19 protein-coding genes are annotated in these 21,264 nt (G+C 65.8%); 8 read left to right on the top strand and 11 right to left on the bottom strand.

Translation table 11 applies throughout. The features are described from left to right. Positions 1-72: 72 nt before the first annotated feature. The 9 genes from prmB to J8847_RS02900 all read right to left on the bottom strand — a co-directional run bounded on the left by prmB (position 73) and on the right by J8847_RS02900 (position 9,080). Positions 73-966 (bottom strand): 50S ribosomal protein L3 N(5)-glutamine methyltransferase, encoded by an 894-nt coding sequence (prmB, locus tag J8847_RS02940; RefSeq protein WP_211523185.1) that lies wholly within the window; start codon positions 964-966, stop codon positions 73-75. Between the two features lie 24 nt (positions 967-990). Then, positions 991-2,127 (bottom strand): succinyl-diaminopimelate desuccinylase, encoded by a 1,137-nt coding sequence (gene dapE / locus J8847_RS02935; RefSeq protein WP_211523312.1) that lies wholly within the window; start codon positions 2,125-2,127, stop codon positions 991-993. Further along, positions 2,127-2,483: an ArsC family reductase gene (locus J8847_RS02930; RefSeq protein WP_211523184.1), complete on the bottom strand. Its 357-nt coding sequence runs from the start codon at positions 2,481-2,483 to the stop codon at positions 2,127-2,129. The genes dapE and J8847_RS02930 overlap by 1 nt, the downstream gene beginning before the upstream one ends. Before the next feature lie 338 nt (positions 2,484-2,821). Further along, positions 2,822-3,223 carry a hypothetical protein gene (locus J8847_RS02925; RefSeq protein ID WP_229429568.1) on the bottom strand — a complete coding sequence of 134 codons (402 nt, stop codon included), beginning with the start codon at positions 3,221-3,223 and terminating at the stop codon, positions 2,822-2,824. A 3-nt stretch (positions 3,224-3,226) separates the two neighbouring features. Further along, on the bottom strand, positions 3,227-3,790 hold the full coding sequence (locus J8847_RS24310; RefSeq protein WP_267875416.1) for a penicillin-insensitive murein endopeptidase: 564 nt from the start codon (positions 3,788-3,790) through the stop codon (positions 3,227-3,229). Between the two features lie 59 nt (positions 3,791-3,849). Beyond that, entirely contained in the window at positions 3,850-4,992 is a 1,143-nt protein-coding gene (locus J8847_RS02915; RefSeq protein WP_211523182.1) for a PilT/PilU family type 4a pilus ATPase, read from the bottom strand. A 137-nt stretch (positions 4,993-5,129) separates the two neighbouring features. Beyond that, on the bottom strand, positions 5,130-5,957 hold the full coding sequence (gene dapD / locus J8847_RS02910; RefSeq protein WP_211523181.1) for a 2,3,4,5-tetrahydropyridine-2,6-dicarboxylate N-succinyltransferase: 828 nt from the start codon (positions 5,955-5,957) through the stop codon (positions 5,130-5,132). A gap of 30 nt (positions 5,958-5,987) precedes the next feature. Next, on the bottom strand, positions 5,988-7,202 hold the full coding sequence (gene dapC, locus J8847_RS02905; protein WP_211523180.1) for a succinyldiaminopimelate transaminase: 1,215 nt from the start codon (positions 7,200-7,202) through the stop codon (positions 5,988-5,990). A 204-nt stretch (positions 7,203-7,406) separates the two neighbouring features. Next, a complete protein-coding gene (locus J8847_RS02900) occupies positions 7,407-9,080 on the bottom strand; it encodes a S8 family serine peptidase (RefSeq protein ID WP_229512466.1) in 1,674 nt (557 codons plus the stop codon). Positions 9,081-9,424: 344 nt separating this feature from the next. Between J8847_RS02900 and J8847_RS02895 the strand changes: the two genes are divergently transcribed. The 5 genes from J8847_RS02895 (at position 9,425) to J8847_RS02875 (ending at position 14,561) form a co-directional block, all read left to right on the top strand. Continuing rightward, positions 9,425-10,186: a YoaK family protein gene (locus J8847_RS02895; RefSeq protein WP_211523179.1), complete on the top strand. Its 762-nt coding sequence runs from the start codon at positions 9,425-9,427 to the stop codon at positions 10,184-10,186. Positions 10,187-10,233: 47 nt separating this feature from the next. Next, a complete protein-coding gene (locus J8847_RS02890; RefSeq protein ID WP_211523178.1) occupies positions 10,234-10,725 on the top strand; it encodes a metal-dependent hydrolase in 492 nt (163 codons plus the stop codon). 109 nt (positions 10,726-10,834) lie between these two features. Continuing rightward, positions 10,835-11,434, top strand: a complete 600-nt coding sequence (locus tag J8847_RS02885; protein ID WP_211523177.1) for an MEDS domain-containing protein — start codon at positions 10,835-10,837, stop codon at positions 11,432-11,434. Between the two features lie 4 nt (positions 11,435-11,438). Then, positions 11,439-13,268, top strand: a complete 1,830-nt coding sequence (locus J8847_RS02880) for a bifunctional diguanylate cyclase/phosphodiesterase (RefSeq protein ID WP_211523176.1) — start codon at positions 11,439-11,441, stop codon at positions 13,266-13,268. A 138-nt stretch (positions 13,269-13,406) separates the two neighbouring features. After that, positions 13,407-14,561 (top strand): RDD family protein, encoded by a 1,155-nt coding sequence (locus J8847_RS02875; RefSeq protein WP_211523175.1) that lies wholly within the window; start codon positions 13,407-13,409, stop codon positions 14,559-14,561. Here the strand turns inward: J8847_RS02875 and J8847_RS02870 are convergent. Continuing rightward, complete coding sequence (locus J8847_RS02870; protein WP_373999819.1) at positions 14,558-15,544, bottom strand: AraC family transcriptional regulator ligand-binding domain-containing protein; 987 nt, start codon at positions 15,542-15,544, stop codon at positions 14,558-14,560. The two genes, J8847_RS02875 and J8847_RS02870, sit on opposite strands and share 4 nt — an antisense overlap. Before the next feature lie 168 nt (positions 15,545-15,712). On the opposite strand from J8847_RS02870, the gene J8847_RS02865 reads away from it, so the two are divergent. From J8847_RS02865 to J8847_RS02855, 3 genes are read left to right on the top strand one after another with little or no spacing between them, the layout of a single operon-like run. Next, positions 15,713-17,308, top strand: coding sequence for an FAD-binding oxidoreductase (locus tag J8847_RS02865; RefSeq protein ID WP_211523173.1), 1,596 nt, complete (start codon positions 15,713-15,715; stop codon positions 17,306-17,308). Further along, entirely contained in the window at positions 17,305-18,915 is a 1,611-nt protein-coding gene (locus tag J8847_RS02860; protein WP_211523172.1) for a glycerol-3-phosphate dehydrogenase/oxidase, read from the top strand. Before J8847_RS02865 ends, J8847_RS02860 begins: the two co-directional genes overlap by 4 nt. Beyond that, on the top strand, positions 18,900-20,462 hold the full coding sequence (locus J8847_RS02855) for an FGGY-family carbohydrate kinase (protein ID WP_211523171.1): 1,563 nt from the start codon (positions 18,900-18,902) through the stop codon (positions 20,460-20,462). The genes J8847_RS02860 and J8847_RS02855 overlap by 16 nt, the downstream gene beginning before the upstream one ends. A 4-nt stretch (positions 20,463-20,466) precedes the next feature. On the opposite strand, the gene J8847_RS02850 is transcribed toward J8847_RS02855, so the two are convergent. Then, a complete protein-coding gene (locus J8847_RS02850; RefSeq protein WP_211523170.1) occupies positions 20,467-21,183 on the bottom strand; it encodes a flagellar brake protein in 717 nt (238 codons plus the stop codon). Between the last annotated feature and the right edge of the window lie 81 nt (positions 21,184-21,264).

Below are 21,264 nucleotides of genomic sequence, written 5' to 3'. Positions count from 1 at the left end.
GACGGTACGGGAGGAAGCAGTGAGCGAAGAAGCGGTGGACGCGCGCCGCGGGACGGCGCGCGGAGGAGATGATTACTGTGCGTTCTGCAGCTGTTCGGCGGTCAGGAGGAACACGGCGTCGTCGCCGGTGCTGGTGGTCAGCCAGGTCAGGCCCAGGTCGCCGAAGGCGGCTTCGGCGTATTCGCGCTCGTTGCCGATTTCGACGATCAGGAATCCTTCCGGGGTCAGGCGCTCTGCCGCGCCGGAGACGATCTTGCGCACCAGGTCCATGCCGTCTTCGCCGCCCGCCAGCGCGATCTGCGGCTCGCGCAGGTATTCCGGCGGCAGCTTGCGCATCGAGTCCGAATTCACGTAGGGCGGGTTGGTGACGATGACGTCGTACTTCTTGAAGGGCACGTTCTCGTACAGGTCCGATTCGATCGGGTTGACGCGGCCTTCCAGCTTGTACTCGCGGATGTTGTGCTCGGCCACGGCCAGCGCATCCTTCGAGATGTCGACCGCGTCCACGACCGAATTCGGGAAGGCGTCGGCCATCATGATCGCCAGGCAGCCGCTGCCCGTGCACAGTTCCAGCACGTTCTCGACGCCGTCCGGATCGACGATCCAGGGGCTGAACTGCTGCGGAATCAGTTCGGCGATGAAGGAGCGCGGCACCAGCACGCGCTCGTCGACGTAGAAGTTATAGCTGCCCAGCCAGGCTTCCTTGGTGATGTAGGCGGCCGGCACACGCTCGGTGACGCGGCGCTCGATCACGGACAGCACCTGCAGCACTTCTTCCTGGAGCAGCTTGGCGTCCAGGAAGGGCTCCAGCTTGTCGAGCGGGAGCTTGAGGGTGTGCAGGATCAGGTAGGCGGCTTCGTCGAGGGCCTCGGCGCTGCCGTGGCCGAAGAACAGCTTGGCGCCGTTGAAGCGGGTGACGGCATAGCGCAGCAGGTCGCGCGGCGTGCTGAAGGAGGTCGTAGTCATGGCCTTGTTCTCGTGTTGGTGGGCTCAGGCAGCCAGCAGGCGTTCCAGCGTACGGCGGTAGATGTTCTTCAGGGGATCGATGTAGCGCATTTCGATGTGCTCGTCGATCTTGTGAATGCTGGCGTTCGGTGGGCCGAATTCTATCACCTGGGGGCAGATCCGGGCGATGAAGCGCCCGTCCGAGGTGCCGCCGGTGGTCGACAATTCGGTCTGCACGCCCAGTTCGTCGCGGATCGCGTCGCACAGCGTGTCCGACAGGGTGCCTTTCGGGGTCAGGAAAGGCTGGCCGGACAGGGTCCATTCCAGGTCGTAGTCCAGGCCGTGGCGGTCGAGGATGGCGTGCACGCGCGCTTCCAGGCCGTCGGCGGTGCTGGCGGTGGAGAAGCGGAAGTTGAAGTCCAGGGTCATGTGGCCCGGAATCACGTTGGTGGCGCCGGTGCCGGACTGGATATTCGAGATCTGCCAGCTGGTGGGGGCGTAGTATTCGTTGCCTTCGTCCCAGACTTCGGCGGCCAGTTCCGCCAGCGCCGGCGCGGCCTGGTGGATCGGGTTGCGCGCCAGGTGCGGGTAGGCGATGTGGCCCTGCACGCCCTTGATGACCAGGTGGCCGGACAGCGAGCCGCGGCGGCCGTTCTTGATCATGTCGCCCAGCACGTGGGCGGAGGTCGGTTCGCCGACTAGGCAATAGTCGAGCGTTTCGCCGCGCTCTTCCAGGCGCTCGCAGACGACCACGGTGCCGTCCACGGCCGGGCCTTCCTCGTCGCTGGTGATCAGGAAGGCGATCGAACCCTTGTGGTCTGGGTGCGCGACAACAAATTCTTCACAGGCAACGACCATGGCGGCGATCGAAGTCTTCATGTCCGAGGCGCCGCGGCCGTAGAGCTTGCCGTCGCGGCGGGTCGGTGCGAAAGGCTGCGAATGCCACTGGTCGAGCGGGCCGGCGGGGACCACGTCGGTGTGGCCGGCGAACACGAAGACGGGCGATTCGGTGCCCTTGCGGGCCCACAGGTTGGTCACGCCGTTCGATTCGATGGTCTCGCAGCGGAAGCCCAGCGGCGCCAGCAGCTCGATCAGGCGCTGCTGGCAGCCCTTGTCGTGCGGGGTGATCGAATCGAGGGCGATCAGCTCTTCGGTGAGGAGCAGGGTGCGCGAGGCTTTCATCATGCGTTCCCGAAGATGGCGCGGTACTGGTCGGCGGAGAAGCCGACGTTCAGCGGGCCGGCGCCTTCCAGGACCGGGCGCTTGATCACGGACGGGTTCTCCAGCATCAATTCAAGAGCGCTGGCCTTGTCGACGATCTGGGCCTTGCGCTCGTCGCTCAGGTTACGCCAGGTCATGCCCTTGCGGTTGACCAGGGTTTCCCAATCGAGCTGTTCCAGCCAGCCGTTCACCAGTTCACGGCTCAAGCCCTGCTTCTTGAAGTCGTGGAAGCTGAAGTCGTGGCCGTTGTCGGCCAGCCAGGTGCGGGCTTTCTTGACGGTGTCGCAGTTGGGAATGCCGTAGAGGGTGGTTTTCATGAGCGTAAATCGTTGCGTCCGCGCGGGCGCGCAGGATGATTGAATTTTGGAAACGCGGGAGGATAGCACAAGCTCCGCATTGGGAGATTGTACACAGGGATGGTTTTGGGAGGCGGTACGGTGGAGGGGGCGGGTGTGCGGGCGAACTTGGATTCCAGCCCGCGTCGGAACGACGTCCAAACGTAGCAGGCAGCCACCGCATTCGTCAGTCCGGTCTCCCTGCATGTCGTTCCGGCGACGGCCGGAACCCAAGTTCCTTGCCCAGCCGGCGGTCTGTTTCATCGAAGACGACAGCGTGAACTGGATGAAATGACACCTGTTGAGGTGTTTATTCAGAACTAGCAGCTCACCGTGCCAACACTGTCGCCCGTCCGCAGATCGATACCGATCCAGCAGCGATAAGGTCCTTCTTTGCTAGCCTTGTCCCGGACACTATACGAACAATAAACCCCTTTTTTGTCTCGAACGCGATCACCTTTCTCACCAGAGCAGCTCTCTGGCAAGTCGGGACCGATAGCATCGAACATTTCTTTTGCTGGGGGGCCATCCACCACAATAGATAGCTTACGGTCGCGAACCGTGGCAGGCTGACGATCTGCCAGCGAGCCCCCGTGAATCAGATAAATTGCTCCAGGAATCGATTTCCATCCATGAATTGGTTCAGCCGCAAGCGCCGGCGAAAGTGCGCTCGCACCAATCAGTCCCGCGGACAGCAAAGTAGCGGTACATAGCTTCAGCATGAGTCAGCCTCGCAGTTTCAGGTGGAAGTGGTCGTCGTGACGAACGGCTCTCCTTGCAAACACGATGTCCGGGTCGTTGAAAAACACAGTAACGACCGGCGCGAATGTTCTGAACAGATCGATCAGCTGTGCCGTACCTTCCTTGTCGTATTGCGATTCCCACCAGCGGACCGGTTGTTCGAGTCCGTCCTTGCGCAAGGGCCGGATGTCCACTTCAAGACCGCTGCGATGCGATTCATGGTCCGGCGTCCAAACACCATTTGCGAGACTGATGTCACCAATTCCGAAGCGCCGTTTGTCACGTGCCTGCCACTGCAAGGCGACGCGCAGAATGGCGGTCATCATGATCGGATGAGCATATTGGTACGCGCCTCGCGCAGGCCGCCCGAGGAGATTGCCATAAACATAATAGCCGGAATCTGCAGGTGCTTGCGGGAGCAGGAAAAAGCCCCGGGCGTCCTGAGGTGGGGCGGAACTCGGTTGTTGACAGCCATGACGACCCTCCGTTGATGACGGTGAGTCGCAATTGTTGTCGAGCTTAATGTGACGGCAGTTGCCAGCCGTCAAAACAGGGGGCTGCGCATCCTCAAGCGGAGGGTGCGCAGACTGCCATTCGGTCGAGGAGCTCAGGAGTTCAGCGTAAATTCCGTAAACGACGCCTCCTGCGTCTCCGCAGGCTTGTTCTGCTCATCCTGCTGCGCCTGGCTCTCCGGCCCATTGTTGAGCAGCCAGAGCAGATTGGTCGCCGAATCCGCATTCGCCAGCGCCTCGTCCTGCGTCACCAGCCCTTCGCGCACCAGGCGGAACAGGGCGGTCTCGAAGGACTGCGAGCCCGGCGACAGGCTCTTGTCCATCGCTTCCTTGATCTGGCTGATCTCGCCTTTCTCGATCAGGTCGCCGATGTAGCGGGTATTGAGCATGACTTCGACCGCCGCCTGGCGCTGACCGCCGGCGGCCGACTTGACCAGGCGCTGCGAGACGATGGCCTTGACGCTCGACGCCAGGTCCTGCAGGAGAGCAGGGCGGTTCTCGATCGGATAGAAGCTGATGATACGGTTTAGCGCGTTGTAGCTGTTGTTGGCGTGCAGGGTGGCCAGCACCAGGTGCCCAGATTGAGCGTAGGCGAGGGCGGCCGCCATCGTCTCGCGGTCGCGGATCTCGCCGATCAGGATGCAGTCCGGCGCCTGGCGCATCGAGTTCTTCAGCGCAGTATAAAAACTGGTGGCGTCGCTGCCGATCTCGCGCTGGTTGACGATCGATTTCTTGTTCTTGAACAGGTATTCGATCGGGTCTTCGAGCGTGAGGATGTGGCCGGTGCGCTGTTCGTTGCGGTGGTCCAGCATGGAGGCGATCGTGGTCGACTTGCCGGAGCCGGTGGCGCCGACCACCAGCAGCAGGCCGCGCTTTTCCATGATCAGCTCGGACAGCACGGGCGGCAGGCCCAGTTCGCCCAGCGGCGGGATGTTGGCAGGCACGAAGCGGAACACGGCCGAGATCGAGCCGCGCTGGCGGAAGGCCGACAGGCGGAAGCGGCCCAGGTTGGGCACCGACACGCCCATGTTCAATTCGTTCTCGCGTTCGAGTTCGGCCATCTGCTCGGGAGAGGCGATCTCGGACAGGAGAGAGTGGATGTTCTCGGGTTCGAGACGATGCTGGTTGATCGGGATGAGGTTTCCGTTGATCTTGATGTGGACCGGCGAATTCACCGCGAAGAACATGTCGGACGCGTTCTTCTCCTTCATCAATTGGAACAGGCGTTCCATGGCCATGGCATCGTCTCCAGCGTTATGGTGTTTTAAAGCCGGTTGAACGCGTGGACGGGGGACCCGTCCACCCTACGGCGCATCAGGTAGGGTGGACGGCTTGTCCGTCCACGCGTTCAACCATCCGATGCAATGCCGCGGAATCAGTCGCCGCGCAGCAGCTCGTTGATGCCGGTCTTGGCGCGGGTCTGCGCGTCGACGCGCTTGACGATCACGGCGCAGTACAGGCTGTACTTGCCGTCGGCGGACGGCAGGCTGCCCGAGACCACGACCGAACCCGAGGGCACGCGGCCGTAGGTGACTTCGCCGGTTTCGCGGTTGTAGATCTTGGTCGACTGGCCGATGTACACGCCCATCGAGATCACCGAGTTCTCTTCCACGATCACGCCTTCGACGATTTCCGAGCGCGCGCCGATGAAGCAGTTGTCTTCGATGATGGTCGGGTTGGCCTGCATCGGCTCCAGCACGCCGCCGATGCCCACGCCGCCCGACAGGTGCACGTTCTTGCCGATCTGGGCGCAGGAGCCGACGGTGGCCCAGGTGTCGACCATCGCGCCTTCGTCGACGTAGGCGCCGATGTTGACGTAGGACGGCATCAGCACGACGTTCTTGCCGATGAAGCTGCCGCGGCGGGCGACGGCCGGCGGCACCACGCGGAAGCCGCCCTTGGCGAAGTCTTCGGCGGTGTAGTCGGCGAACTTGGTCGGGACCTTGTCGTAGAACTGCATGCCTCCGCCCGCCGGGACCTGCACGTTGTTTTCGAGGCGGAAGGACAGCAGCACGGCTTTCTTGATCCACTGGTTGACGACCCAGCTGCCGGTGTCCTTCTGCGCCACGCGCAGGCTGCCGTTGTCGAGGCCGGCGAGGACGTGGGCGACGGCGTCGCGCACTTCGGCGCTGGCGTTCGACGGGCTGATCTCCGCGCGCTGTTCCCACGCGGTCTCGATGATGTTCTGGAGTTGTTGAGTCATGATGCTGGTCTGTTTTGGAGGAGGGGGGATTCAGGAAAGGCTCTTGCAGAACTGGACGATGCGGTTCGCGGCTTCCAGCCCTTCGTCGACGCCGGCCACGAGGGCCATGCGGATACGGTTGCGGCCCGGGTTGGCGCCGTGCGCTTCGCGCGCGAGATAGCTGCCCGGCAGGACCGTGACATTATAGTCGGCGTACAGACGGCGTGCGAACTCGGTGTCCGACAAACCGCTTCGGCGCACATCGGCCCACAGGTAGAAGCCGGCGTCGGGCAGCTCGACGTCCATCACTTCCTTGAGCAGCGGTGTGATGAGCTGGAACTTTTCCTTGTACAGCGTGCGGTTGTCCTGCACGTGGTGCTCGTCGTTCCAGGCCGCGATCGAAGCCGCCTGCACCGGCGGCGACATCGCGCCGCCGCAGTAGGTGCGGTAGAGCAGGAACTTCTTCATCGCTTGCGGGTCGCCCGCCACGAAGCCCGAGCGCATGCCCGGCACGTTGGAACGCTTCGACAGGCTCGAGAAGACGATCAGGTTGGCGTAGGGACGCTCGCCCTCGCTGCGGCCGAGCTGGTGGGCCGCTTCCAGCGCGCCCAGCGGCGGCGTCGAGCCGCAGTAGATCTCGGAATAGCACTCGTCCGCCGCGATCAGGAAGTTCCAGCGGTCGGCGAGCTCGAACAGCTGGCGCCAGTCGTCCAGCGTAAGCGTGGCGCCGGTCGGATTGCCCGGCGAGCACACGTAGAGCAGCTGCACGCGCGGCCAGACCTCGTCCGGCACGCTGGCGTAGTCGCAGGCGAAGTTGCGCGCCGGTTCCGAGTTGACGAACCAGGGCTCGGCGCCGGCCAGGTAGGCCGCGCCTTCGTAGATCTGGTAGAAGGGGTTCGGGCACATCACCAACGCGTTCGGCTTGCTGCCGTCGATCATGCACTGGGCGATGGCGAACAGCGCTTCACGCGAACCGTTCACCGGCAGCACCATGGTCGCCGGGTCCAGGGCCGGCACGCCGTAGCGGCGTTCCAGCCAGCCGGCGATCGCCGTGCGCAGCGGCTCGCCGCCGTGGGTGCTCGGGTAGCTCGACAGACCCGACATCGCATGCATCAGGGCTTTTTCGATGAAGGCCGGCGTCGGATGCTTCGGTTCGCCGATGCCGAGGCTGATCGGCGCATACGCCGGGTTCGGGGTAACGCCGGCAAACAGCTGGCGCAGTTTTTCGAACGGGTAGGGATGGAGTTTGTCGAGATGGGGATTCACGGCTTTATCCAATTGGTGCTTTGCAATAATCTTTTGATTATAACCGTGTTGAACAGCCGGGGTTGGACACTTCCTGAAAGCGTCTGCGGCCTGGGGCAAACGGAAAAACGGCCTGGTCGGTTACCCGACCAGGCCGGCGCTGCGTCAGCTAGAACCAGTCGATGACGAGTGTCTAGTTGGGTAGCAGTCCTGTCGAAGTCACGCTTAGTTGTTGCAGCCCATCGTGGCAATGCGGTCGTAAGCCGCCTTCGCCCTGACCAGGCCATAGCCATATTTGTCGTCGCGGCCTTCGGTGCCGAGATCTTCCGCCGACTTGACGAGCGTATTGCGGATCTGGGCAGCGTTACAATACGGGAAGTAGCTCCAGACCAAGGCGGCCACGGCTGCGGCGTGCGGCGTCGCCATCGAGGTGCCATTGAAGTAGGAGTAATTGCCGACCTTGACCGACAGGTTCGCCATTTGGCCAAGCTGTGCGAGCATCGCTGCGCCTTCCGCCTGCGATGCCGCGACCGAAGGGATCGTCGTGACGGTATCGCCCAGGGTTGGGCTCAGGCTGCCTGCCACGTTGTTGTACAGGATGGCTCCCACGCCGCCGCTGGCCTGGCAATTCGCAACCTTGACGCCGAAAGCCAGGCCCGCACCGCGCGAAATCAGGCAGATCTTGCCCGCCATCGCAGGATTGACCGCGCCGCCGAAGCCGAAGTCGGCCAATGGCGCATTCGCCGCCCCGCGTGGCGAGCCGGTGACCGAACCTACTTCATATGTGCTTGCGCCCACAGTCAGCGAGGATACCAGCGCGGTGCCCATTGGCACGGTCGAGAGAACGCGCACGCCGGGCGCCGACAGTTCGACCTTCGGATTGTAGTTCGAGAACGTTGCCCAGTTCTTGCTGCTGTCGAGCGCACCGACAGAGACGACGCTCTGGTAGCCTGCAGGCCAGCGCGGTGCGGTGGTGCCGGCATTGCTGGACGCGGCAAACGACAGGATGCCCTTGGCCGCAAGCGCGTCGAACACCGCCTGCTCGGTATCGCTCGGTTCCGGGCCGCTCAGCGACATGCTGATGATGTTCGCACCAGCGTCGGCGCAGCGGTTGGCGGCGTCGGCCAGCTCGGACGAATAGGCCCAGCCGTCGGCGCCGAAGACTTTGACGATATGCAGTTTCAGCTGGCGATTGGGGATGACGCCCACCACGCCGACGCCGTTGTTGTTGACCGCGGCAATGGTGCCGGCGACGTGGGTGCCATGACCGTTCTCGTCGGTGTGCCACCAGCCGGTGCCGGAATCGTATTCGCCGGTGACCACGCCATTGTTGTTCAGGTCCTCATGGCTGCGGTCGTAGCCCGAGTCGATAATGCAGATCTTGCGGTTGCCGGCCTTGGCTCCGCCATTCGGCAACTGGTCCGCCTGCGTCATCGTGATGCCGTAGGGGATGACCTGCCCCAGGTAATAGCTCTTTCCGGACGCCGGGTTCGCCGCAGCGCTGAGTTCGGTCGAGCTCTCATAGCCGGCTTTCATTTCCATCGACGGCAGATAGCGTGGCGGATCGGCCTCGACATACGAAACGTTCTTGTCGGCGCGCAGTGCTTCGACCTGGTCCGCGGCGACTTCGACCGACATCGCGTTCATCCCGTGGATCTTGCGCTTGACGTTACCCCGTGCGCGAACGACCGCGGCACTGACATTATTGTCCGCGCCTGCTTTGAAGCCGACGATATAGCGGGTTTGCGGTGCGGCGCTCGCAGTACTGGAAGCCAGGCTGAGCGCGGCAACCGAGCACAGCATTGCGAGGGCGCTCATCGGCAGCGCGGTAGTGTGACGATTCATGTATGTCCCCAATTTTGTATGGATGAAAAGGCAACTGAATATCGCGCCGGTCATTGCACGCCTGGTAAGCATGCCGGGCTCAGCGCTAACCGATCCTATGTGCATACATGTGGCATCGTCAACAACATTGTTGGCCGTTTTGGAATGACGAGTTTGAAAGCGACACTTATGCAAAGCGATTGACAACAAGTTTTATTCGGGTTACGCCTGCGAGCAGATGGCGCAGCGTGTCGAGCGGGATGGATGCTGGGGTTAGGGATTCACGGCTGGTCCACTTGGTGCATTGAAGTTATCTTTCGATGAACGCCGTGCTGAAACGCCGGGCCACATGCGGCCTGGACCTCACTCGTATAGATGTGCGGTAACATGAACGCAGAAATTCCTGGAGTTTTTCCGCCATGCCGATCCAGTATGCGCGCAGCCTCGCGGGGCACGACCGCACCCCATCCGCCAACCACCACCTGGGCGTGGCGCTCGCGTTCGTCGCGGGCGCGATCAACGCCGGCGGCTTTCTTGCCGTCGGCCAGTACACCTCGCATGTAACGGGCATCGTGTCCGGCGTGGCCGATCACCTGGTGCTGGGCGAGGTGATGTTGGCAATGGCCGGACTGGGCGCCGTGCTCAGCTTCCTGCTGGGGGCGGCCTGCACCGCGGTCATGATCAACTACGTGCGGCGCCGCGGACTGCGTTGCGAGTACGCGCTGCCGCTGCTGGCCGAAGCGGTGCTGCTGCTGGCATTCGGCGTGCTGGGTGCGCGCCTTGCCATCGCCGGCGCCGTGGCGATTCCGCTGACGGTGATGCTGCTGTGCTTCATGCTGGGGCTGCAGAATGCGGTCATCACCAAGGTTTCGCGCGCCGAGATCCGCACCACCCACATGACCGGCACCGTGACCGACATCGGCATCGAGCTCGGCAAGCTGCTGTACTGGAACGCCGACCGCGGCGCCGTGCAGCCGAAGGTGCTGGCCAACCGGCGGCGGCTGGCGCTGCTGGCATCCTTGCTGGTCGCCTTCCTGGCTGGCGGCATGGCGGGAGCGCTCGGCTTCAAGCACCTGGGCTACCTGTCGACCGTGCCGCTGGCGGCGCTGCTTGGCTTGCTGGCGATCGTTCCGACGGTCGACGAGGCGGTGCGCCTGTTTGCCCGGCATTCGCAAGGCTGACGCTACTATGTCATCCACAACATCCGGTAAATAACGCATATTTGCACATGCCATTCACTCCATTTCACCTCGGCCCGGGAGCGTTGTGCAAAGCCATCGGCGGCCGTCATTTCAGCTTCATGGTGTTCGGCGGAGCACAAGTCCTGATGGATATCGAGCCGCTGATCGGCTTGATACAGAACCGGCCTGTACTGCATGGCTACACGCATACCCTGGCGGGCGCCTTGCTGATCGGTTTGGTAGCCGCACTGACGGGACGCCCTGTCAGCGAGAGGGTATTGCGCGGCTTGTCGATCCCCCATTCCCCGTTGACATGGCGCGCGGCGTTTGCCGGCGCATTCATCGGCACCTATTCCCATGTCTTGCTGGACGCCGTGATGCATTCCGACATGAATCCGTGGTGGCCGCTGGCAGCCGGAAACGGGCTTCTTGGACTGATTCCGCTCGGCTTGCTGCATCAGGTGTGTGCAGGCGTCGGAGCCGTCAGCGCGGTGTTGATTGCATTGGCGGCGCGGCGCCGCGCTGGAAAAGCGCCCTGAGCCGACGCAGGGACCAGGTTGCGTATTGGCAGCGGGAAAGTAACCGCCCGCCGGCCTGCAGGTGTGCTAGCCTAGCCATGCATCGATACCGGATCCACAGGGAGCACCCATGGGAGATTCAGGACGGCATGTATGCCTCGGATTCACGGATGAGCCCTATCCGGAAGGGGCGCATCTCTGCTACCTCTACAACAGCGACGAGGAGCGCCGCCAGATCCTGCCGCTGTACGCGCGCGAGGCCCTGGCCGGGGGCGAAGGATTCAATTACGTGGCCGATGTGCCGAGCCAGGCGGACTTGCCGCGGGTGCTGGAACGGCTCGACCTTGCCTTTGCCCTGCGCGAACGGCCGGGCCAGGCGGAAGCCGTCATTTCGGCAGAAGGATATTTTCCGGATGGCCGCTTCGATCCCGACGACATGATCGCCCGGCTGCGCGAGGCCTACGTGCAATCCCAGGCCAACGGCCTGTCCGGCGCCCGCTTCGCCGGGGAGATGACCTGGGCCCTGCGCGGCATACCGGGCGCCGACCGCATCCTCGAGGCCGAGTCGCGCATCAATGAGCTGATCAAGGAGGCGCCGATGACCATCATGTGCCAGTACGACCTGAACCAGTTCGACGGCAGCCTGATATTCGACGTCCTGAACGTGCATCCGCTCGTCATCATCGGCGGCCACGTGCTGCGCAATCCCTTCTACCAGCGCTACGGGTAGACCGATGAGCACCGTCGAACAGCCGGAAACGGCAGCGCCGGAAGCCACTGTGCTGGGGCGCCTGCTCGTGATCCAGCAGGCGATCGACGCGATGCCGGACGAAAGCCATATCGCCAGTTTCGTCTCGCGCGCCTTGTCGACCTTGCCGGGCGTGGATGAGGCCTGGGTCGACCTCGAGGGTAGCCCGGTTGCGCCGAGCGCACGGATGGCGGCATTGAAGCAGCGTTGCGAACGCGAGATTTCACCGGTTCCGGTACTGAATTTCATGCGCCATCTCGGGTCCGGCGTGCAATGCTTTCCCATCGATGCGCCGGCGCGGCGGCTCGGCTGGCTGCTGCTCACGGTACACGACGAGGACGCGCTGCGGCCCTACGTCGCTTTCCTGGGCAATATCGCCGGCACGATGGCAAGAATTCTGTTGGGACGTCACTACCAGGCGCGCCTGGCCCAGGCCAACGAGGAACTGCGCGAGGCCCGCGACGGCCTGGAGCAGCGCGTGGCCGAGCGCACGCGCGAACTCGAATACCGGGCCACCCATGACCAGCTCACCGGCCTGGCGAACCGTGCGCTGCTGGTCGACCGCCTGCAGGCCGCGATCGGCAATGCGCAGCGCGAGGGGCGCCTGATCGCCGTCGTCTATCTCGACCTCGACAGCTTTACCTTCCTGAACACCGGCCTGGGCAATGCGCTCGGCGACGATTTCCTGCGCGAGACCGCCAGGCGGCTGCGGCGCCTGGTGCGCGACGGCGACACGGTCGCCCGCATCGGCTCCGACGAATTCGTGATCCTGCTTACCGGCCTCGACAGTGTCGAGCGCAGCAGCGTGCGCCTGAGCGCGATGCTGGCGGCCGTGCGCGAGCCGGTGCCGCTGGCGGGCAAGGAAACGGTGGTCACCTGCAGCATCGGGGCGGCGGTCTATCCGCTCGATGGAGAGGAGGGGGAGCTGCTGCTACGCCGCGCAAACTCAGCGATGCTGCGCGCCAAGAATTCCGGGAAGGACAGCATCCAGCTGTATGCAAGCACGCGGGATGCGGCGGTCGCCGAACGCATGGAACTGGAAACCGAGCTGCGCCGGGCCATTCCCGCCGGCGAGCTGGTCGCGCACTACCAGCCCAAGCTCGACCTGGCGACCGGCGAGCTTTCCGGCGCGGAGGCCCTGGTGCGCTGGAATCATCCCAGGCTGGGATTGCTTGCGCCGTCGCGCTTCATCCCCATCGCCGAGGATTCGGCCCTGATCGCCGCGCTGGGAGAGCGCGTGCTGCTGCAAGCCTGCCTGCAGGCCAGGATCTGGCAGGAGGCCGGCCTGGGCAACAAGACCGTGGCGGTGAACCTGGCCGCGCGCCAGCTGCGCGACGACAGCATCATCGCGACGGTCGGGCAGGCGCTGCATTCGACCGGCCTGATGCCGTCCATGCTGGAACTGGAGATCACCGAGAGTTCGATCGTGCACGACATCGGCCACGCGACCTATCTCCTGCATCAGCTGAAAGACCTGGGCGTGGCCATCTCGATCGACGACTTCGGCACCGGCTATTCCAGTCTCAGCACCCTGCGCAACTTCCCCGTGGATAAGCTGAAGATCGACCGCTCCTTCATCCACGAGATCGATACCGTCCCCAGCGCCGCGGCTGTCGTGCTGGCGGTGATTTCCTTCGCCAGGACCCTGGGGATGCGGGTCATCGCGGAAGGCGTGGAAACCGCCGACCAGGCGGCCTTCCTGCACCGCCATGGATGCGACGAGATCCAGGGCTACCTGGTGTCTCATCCGCTTCCGCCCGAGCAGCTCATGCTGCGGCTGCGCGAAGCGACGCCGATGCCGTGGGCGGCGCCGTGACCATCGGTGAGAATTGACCCCATCCCAGTCGATATACTGTTCCGCGCATCCGTTTCGCATGGCCCGGCCTGACGCCGCGCGCCGGCGAACGCGGCGACGAAGCGGCCGTATGCCGCACATAAGACGACTGGGGAAAACATGAAGGAATCGTGGTGCAAGGACGGCGGGGCTGGGAAGGTCCCGGTGACGCAGGCGGCATGGACGCCGGTCGGTGTGCAGGAAGAGTTCGCCAGTGTCGGCGCTGGCGGACAGGACGCTGTCTCGGCTCGAGCCGTGCTCGATTATCCGATGGCCACGCCCTGGAAGCGTTGGTGCGCGCGGCTGTTCGACTTGTGGTGGGAAAACGCCGTCATCGGCATTGTCGCCGTCTATGTGCTTTCCTGGATCTGGCCGGCGTTCCTGATCTGGATCGAGTCGACCTTCGCGAGCAAGCTGTTCGACATCGCCTGCCTTCCGCTGGCCTTGGTGCTGGACGCAGCCGTGCATGCGCTTGCCGGCAACACGCCGGGCAAGGCGATCCTCGGGCTGCGGGTTGGCCTGGTCGACGGACGCCGGCTCAGCTTCGTCCAGCACCTTCGGCGCAACCTGGGTGTATGGGTCAGCGGCCTCGGTTTCGCGATTCCGCTGGTCTGTCTGTTCACCATGGGACGCCAGCATGGCCGGCTGAACGAGGGACAGCCGGCCAGCTATGACGGCGAACGATACCGCGTGCGCGCCAAGTCGATAGGATGGGGCAGGCGCGCCGCATTCGGCGCCGTCTTCATTCTCCTGTTCGCCGCCTTGACGGGCGCGGAGATCGCCGACCGGGTCGAGAGCAGGAAAACCGCGGCGCGGCTGAAGGGGCCATCCTTCAGCTGGACCAATCCGGCGACCGGCCGCAGCGCGAGCGTCTCGCCGCATTGGGAACATACCGAGCAAACCAGCGAGGATGGACTGGTGCTGCACCAGTTCACCCAGCACAGCGACCACGCCGTGGTGATCATCGCGCCCGAAGACAGTGGCGGCATGAGCCTGCCGCAGTATGCCGGCGAATTCACGCGCAGCCGTTCAGCCGACTGGCGGATGCGGGAAGGCTTCCTGGAAGACTTCCGTGGACAAGCGTCGTGGACCGCCATCGGCGAGCAGGACGACGGCAAGCTGCGCCTTCAGGTGCGACTGGTGCAAAAGGGAGGCACGGTCTGGCGGGTGGTGGTAGTGCAGTCGGCGCCGATGGAGCATACCGACGAACTGGTGAACGAGTTGACCGGCAAGCTGTGGGATACAGTCGTCCCGGGCCAGGATCAGGCGCCTTAGAGCGCCTGCTCGCGCCAACTGCTGGGATTCATCCCGCTCCACTCGCGGAAGGCGTGCGTGAACGCGCTTTGTTCCTGGAAGCCGAGCAGGAAAGCGATATCCACCAGGCTCAGCTCGCGCTGGCGCAGGTAATCCCGGGCCAGCGTGTAGCGCGCCCCGTCCAGCACCTGCTGGAAGCTCGATCCCGCCTCGGCCAGCTTGCGCTGCAGGGTGCGCACCGACATGCCGAGATCCTCCGCCACCACCGCCAGGCGCACGCCGTTGTTGGGCAGCCGCCGCAGTACCGCGGCGCGTACCTGTTCCACCACGCCGCCGCCTTGCGCACGCTCGCCGAGCAGGCGCTCCGCGTGCTGGCGAAGCAGCGGATACAGGCTGACGTCGGCGTTCGGCACCGGCAGGGACAGGATCGCCGCATCGAAATGGGCCGCGTTGGAGGGCGCGCCGAACTCTGGCGCCACGCCCAGGATGCGCCGGTACTCGCCAAGACTGGCATTGCTCTCGTGCGCGAATGCGACGCGCGAGGGCGTCAGCGGCCGCCCGGCCAGCCAGCTCCCGAACACGCGGATGCCCGCGAACACGCTTTCCACCAGGTGCCGGCTGGCTTGCGGATAGTGGCTATCCCAGCCGTAGACCGCGTCCGCGCCATTCACCGTCACGCGCGTGCGCCCCAGGTCGTGGGCCAGCTGCTCGTAGCGCCGCGTCTGCGAAAGCGCCTGGCCGAAATCGCTGCAGGCCAGCAGCATCATGCCGTAGGCGCTGAAGGTGCCCGGCCTGACCTTTTCCCCGACGTGCAGGCCGAAATGCGGATCGTTGGCCAGGCGCGCGCCGGCGTCGAGCAGGGCGATGTAGTGGCGCGCGGGCAGGGTCTCGGGAAGCACGCCGAGCAGGCCCGGAGCGAGTCCGGCCCCGGCGGCCAGCTCCTCGGCGCCGACCTGGTGCTCGGCCGCGGTTTCCAGCAAGGGCTGGAGATAGGCGCCGGTCACCCGTCCGCTATCGGGCGGGGGCGCAGTGGCACGGGCGGCACGGGGGCGCGCTGGCGTCTTGGAACAAGGCTTTGTCATGAAAGCACAATACGGAGACGGACTTCGGTCTTAAGCTTGCACCATTGAGCTGGCAAGAATGGCAACAACGAGTATAACGGGAAAACAAGCATGCGGCGCTGGAATGGTTGGGGTGAAGAGTCGATAGAAATGGAGCTGGGCGCGGAGGCGCGCGCCTTCCTGGCGCAGCGCGTCGGCAAGGGTACGCCCCCAAGCGACGCCAGCTTCGAGCAGGCCTGCGCGGCGCTGCCGCCGGGACGCCTGCCTGCCCATCCCCTGATCGACGCGAGTGCGCCCACCCGCGTCCTGCACGCGCTCGGACAGAGCCTGCCGGACTGGCTGCGCCTGCGCCACGGGCGCATCGGCAAGGCGCCGGACGGGGTGGCGTTTCCGGAATCCGCCGAGCAGGTGCGCGAGCTGCTGGACTTCGCCGCGCTCTGCCGCGCCGACGTGATTCCCTATGGCGGCGGCACCAGCGTCGCCGGCCACCTGGAAGTGGGGGAGGCGACGCGCCCGGTCCTGAGCATCGACATGCGCCGCATGCGCGCCCTGCTCTCGCTCGACCGCGAGGCCCAGCTGGCCAGCTTCTGCGCCGGCGTGGCCGGGCCGGACCTGGAAGCCCAGCTGCGCGCCCACGGCTACACGCTCGGGCACTTCCCGCAATCCTTCGAATACTCGACCCTGGGCGGCTGGGTCGCCACCCGCTCTTCGGGCCAGCAATCGCTGCGCTACGGGCGCATCGAACAGCTGTTCGCGGGCGGCCGGGTGGAGACGCCGGTCGGCACGCTCGAAATCCCGACATTTCCCGCTTCCGCCGCCGGAATCGACCTGCGCGAGATGGTGCTGGGATCGGAGGGCCGGCTCGGCATCCTGACCCACGCCACGGTGCGCGTCAGTCCCTTGCCGGAGCACGAAGCCTTCCATGCGGTCTTCTTCCCGGACTGGACCCAGTCCGTGGCGGCGGTGCGCGGCATCGCGCAGGCGCGCCTGCCGCTGTCGATGCTGCGCCTGTCGAACGGTCTTGAAACCGCCACCATGCTCACGCTCGCAGGCCATCCGCGCCAGGTCGGAATCATGGAGCGCTACCTGCGCTGGCGCGGCTGCGGCGAGGGCAAGTGCATGATGCTGGTCGGCGTCAGCGGCGCGCGCAGGCAGTGCAGGCAGGCGCTGGACGCGGCACTGGCGCTGGCGCGCGTGCGTGGCGGGGTGCACATGGGACGGATGCTGGGCGAACGCTGGCGCCGCAACCGCTTCCGCAGCGTCTACCTGCGCAATGCGGCCTGGGCCCACGGCTATGCCATCGACACGGTGGAGACGGCGCTCGACTGGCCGCGCGTCACCCCGGCGATGGAGGCGATCGAGCAGGCGGCGGCGCATGCGCTCGAACCCTTCGGCGAAAAGGTGCACGCCTACACCCATTTGTCGCACCTGTATCCGCAGGGCGCCAGCGTGTACTCGACCTTCGTGTTCCGCCTGGACGGCGACTATGGCGTGAACCTGGCGCGCTGGCGCCAGCTCAAGGACCGCGTCTCCGACGCCATCGTGGCCAACGGCGGCACCATCAGCCACCAGCATGGCGTGGGCACGGACCACGCGCCCTGGCTGGCGGCGGAGAAGGGCGAACTGGGACTGAGCGCGATGGCGACCCTGTTCCGTCACTTCGACCCGGACCGCCGCATGAACCCCGGCAAGCTGGTGAACCGGTGAGCGCCCCAATTCTCGACGCTCGCACGCTGGCGGCGCGCGAGTGGGACCTGCTCGTGGTCGGCGGCGGCATCACCGGCGCCGGCATCCTGCTCGAGGCGGCGCGCCGCGGCCTGCGCGCGCTGCTGGTGGAGCAGCACGACTTCGCCTGGGGCACCTCGAGCCGCTCGTCCAAGCTGGTGCACGGCGGCCTGCGCTACCTGGCCGAGGGCCAGCTGCGCCTCACGCGCGAATCGGTGCGCGAGCGCGAGGCCCTGCTGCGCGAAGCGCCCGGACTGGTCGAGCCCCAGGGTTTCGCCTTCGCCGACCACGGCGCGGGCTGGGCGCAGCGCCTGGGCTTCCTGGCCGTGCTGCGCGTCTACGACCGCCTGGCCGGCCGCCGTGAGCCGCACTGGGAAAGCGCCGACGGCTTCGCCATGCTGGCGCCGAACGTCAGGCGCGAGGGACTGTTGGGCGGCGTGCGCTACACCGACGCCAAGACCGACGATGCGCGCCTGGTGCTGCGCGTCCTGGACGAGGCTCGCTCCCATGGTGCGGCGGCGCTCAACTACGTCGCGGTGCGCGGCCTGGTGCGCGAAGGCGCCCGCGTCATGGGCGCGCGGCTGCTGGACGAGCGCAGCGGCCAGGAGCACGCCGTGCGCGCCAGGGTGGTGGTCAATGCCTCCGGCGCCTGGGCAGGCGCGCTGGCCGGCGCGTTGACCGGGAACGGCGCCGGCCCGCGCCTGCGTCCCCTTCGCGGCAGCCACCTGATCCTGCCTTCGTGGCGCCTGCCGCTGGCGCAAGCCGTCAGCCTGCGGCATCCCGAGGACCGCAGGCCGGTGTTCGCCTTTCCCTGGGAAGGCGCCACCCTGGTGGGCACCACCGACGTCGACCACGGAGAAGGGCTGCACCTGGAAGCGCGCATCACGCGCGCCGAATTCGATTACCTGATGGCGGCGCTGCGGGCGGCGTTCCCGCAGCTGTCCTTGCACGACGAGGACGTGATCGCGACCTACGCCGGCGTGCGGCCGGTGATCGACGGCGGCAGCCACGGCGCGCCGTCGAAGGAAAAGCGCGAGCACGTGGTGTGGTCGGAGCCAGGCCTGGTGTCGGTCACCGGCGGCAAGCTGACCACCTTCCGCGCCATCGCCCTCGATACCCTGCGCCACGCGCTGCCCCAGCTGCCCGGCTGGCGGCCCGACCTGGCGCCGCAGCCCGTGTTCGCGCCGGTCCCGCTGCCGGTGAGCCGCCTGCTTCCGGCCGGCGTGCTGCGGCGCCTGGCCGGGCGCTACGGCGCGTCTGCCCAGGACCTGGTCGACGCCGCCGGCGAGGGCGAACTGGACCCGATTCCCGGCACCTGCACGCTGTGGGCGGAGCTGCGCTGGGCTGCCCGCGCCGAGCAGGTGCGCGCGCTGGGCGACCTGCTGCTGCGCCGCACCCGGCTCGGCATCCTGCTGCCCAAGGGCGGGGCCGCCCACCTCGAGCGCGTCCGCGCCATCTGCCAGCCGGAGCTCGGGTGGAGCGACGACGAATGGCTGGCGGAACAGGCCGCCTACATGGCATCATGGCGCGAGTGCCACGGCATCCCTGCCGCATCTTCATCACCAGAACATCGATGCCTGACCCGCTGATCCTCGCCATCGACAATGGCACCCAGAGCGTGCGCGCGCTCCTGTTCGACCTGCGCGGCGATATCGTCGCCAAGTCGCAGGTCCACCTGCAAGCCTATTTCTCCACCCATCCCGGCTGGGCCGAGCACGACGCCGACGGCTACTGGCAGGCGGTGTGCCAGGCCTGCCGCCAGCTGTGGGACATGCCCGGCGCGGACCGCGCACGCGTGGCCGGCGTGGCCGTGACGACCCAGCGCGGCACCGTGGTCAACCTGGACCGGGAAGGGCGGCCGCTGCGCCCCGCGATCACCTGGCTCGACCAGCGCCGCACCGAACAGGTGCCGCCCATCGGTCCCTTGTGGCGCACCGCCTTCAAGCTGGCGCGGGTGGCCGACACCATCGATTACTTTCGCGGCGAAGCCGAGATCAACTGGATCGCCGCCCACCAGCCCGAGGTCTGGCAGGCGACCGACAAGTTCCTGCTGCTGTCGGGCTGGCTGAACTACCGCCTGTGCGGGCGCTTCGTCGATTCGTCCGGTTCCCAGGTGGCTTACCTGCCTTTCGACTACAAGCGCCGGCGCTGGGCCGCGGCGCGCGACTGGAAGTGGCAGGCGCTGGCCGTCGCGCCGCACATGCTGCCGGAGCTGGCCGAGCCGGGCACGCGCATCGGCAGCGTCACGGCCGCCGCCGCGCAGGAGACGGGTATTCCCGAAGGCCTGCCGCTGCTGGCCGCCGCCGCCGACAAGGCCTGCGAGGTAATTGGCGCGGGCTGCCGCGAGCCGCACGTGGGCTGCCTGAGTTACGGCACCACCGCCACCATCAACACGACGAGCTCGCGCTATGTCGAGGTGACGCCCTTCGTGCCGCCGTATCCGGCCGCGATTCCCGGCGCCTACAGCACCGAGGTGCAGGTCTTCCGCGGCTACTGGATGGTCAACTGGTTCAAGGAGCAGTTCGGCCACCACGAGCAGGCGCGCGCCCTGCAGGAGGATGTGGCGCCGGAGCGGCTGTTCGACGAGCTGGCCAACGCCGTGCCGCCCGGCTCGATGGGCCTGATGCTGCAGCCCTACTGGACGCCCGGCATCCGCGTGCCGGGCAGGGAAGCGAAGGGCGCCATCATCGGCTTCGGCGACGTGCACACCCGCGCCCACGTCTACCGCGCCATCCTCGAAGGACTGGCGTATGCGCTGCGCGAAGGGAAGGAACGCATCGAAAAGCGCAGCGGGACGCCCATCACCGAGCTGCGCGTCTCGGGCGGCGGCTCGCAGAGCGACGCGGCGATGCAGCTCACGGCCGACATCTTCGGCCTGCCGACCTCGCGCCCGCACGTCTACGAGACCTCCGGCCTGGGGGCGGCCATCGATGCGGCGGTGGGACTGGGACTGCATCCGGATTTCACCAGAGCCGTGAACGCGATGACGCGAGTCGGCCGGGTGTTCGAACCGATTCCGGAGAACCGCGCGATCTACGAGCGGCTGTACCGGGAAGTCTATGTGAAGATGTATCGACGCCTGCAGCCGATGTACCGCGACATCGCGCGGATCACGGGCTATCCGCGCCAGGCTTGAGCGATCAGACGATCTTCATCCGGTCGGCCAGCAGGGCCTCGTAGGTCATGTTCTGCAGCATGGTGAAATGCACGGGATCGAGGTCCAGGAACTGCACGCCGTAGCTGTAGATCTCGCCCCGGCTCGCGGCCGACTTGTCGATCGTCACGTTGCGCACGATGGCCATGGTGTCGATCCGGGTCTCCTGGTTGGCGGCCGGGATCGCGATCGTGAACTGCATGCCGACCACTTCCTCGCCGTGCGGGAAGGGCAGGGGCGAATCGACCCTGGCGCCCGTGACCGAGACATTCGTGAGCGTGCAATCGATGGGGGCGGCGGCGGGCTGCGTCGTGCTCCTGACGCGCGCCGGCAGCTCGGTCTTGACGCGCATGGCGCCGCGCAGGCTGGTGCCCTGGATCGAGGTCGGGAAGGACAGGTGCACATAGAGCAGCGGACGTCCGAACACGCGTTCGACCGTACAGGCGAAGGAGCAGACGTTGACGCCGGAGAAAACGCGCACCGTGACCCTTTCGCCTTCGATCAGGCCGATGGGCGTTCCATTTTCGATCGGAATCTTGACGATGATGTACTCGTCCTTCACATAGCCGATCAGCGTCGAGAAGTGGGAAATCGGTTTGACGCTGCGATGCGTCACCACCTGCAGGCGTACGCCGACCTGCAGGTTGAGAGTCTCGAACTGGAATTCCTGGGACTTGAGTTCCTGGGTCGCTGCGCCGGTCATGTCTTTACAGAGAGCAAGTGTTGCAAAAAAGAAATTGCGGCCATGATAACACCGCTTGCATATGCATGGTGCACGCATTCG

The sequence above is a fragment of the Massilia sp. AB1 genome, from assembly GCF_018119385.1.
Classification (GTDB): Bacteria; Pseudomonadota; Gammaproteobacteria; order Burkholderiales; family Burkholderiaceae_D; genus Telluria.
Note: the sequence above shows the minus strand (reverse complement) of the source record. Positions and strands in the feature narration are given on the sequence as shown.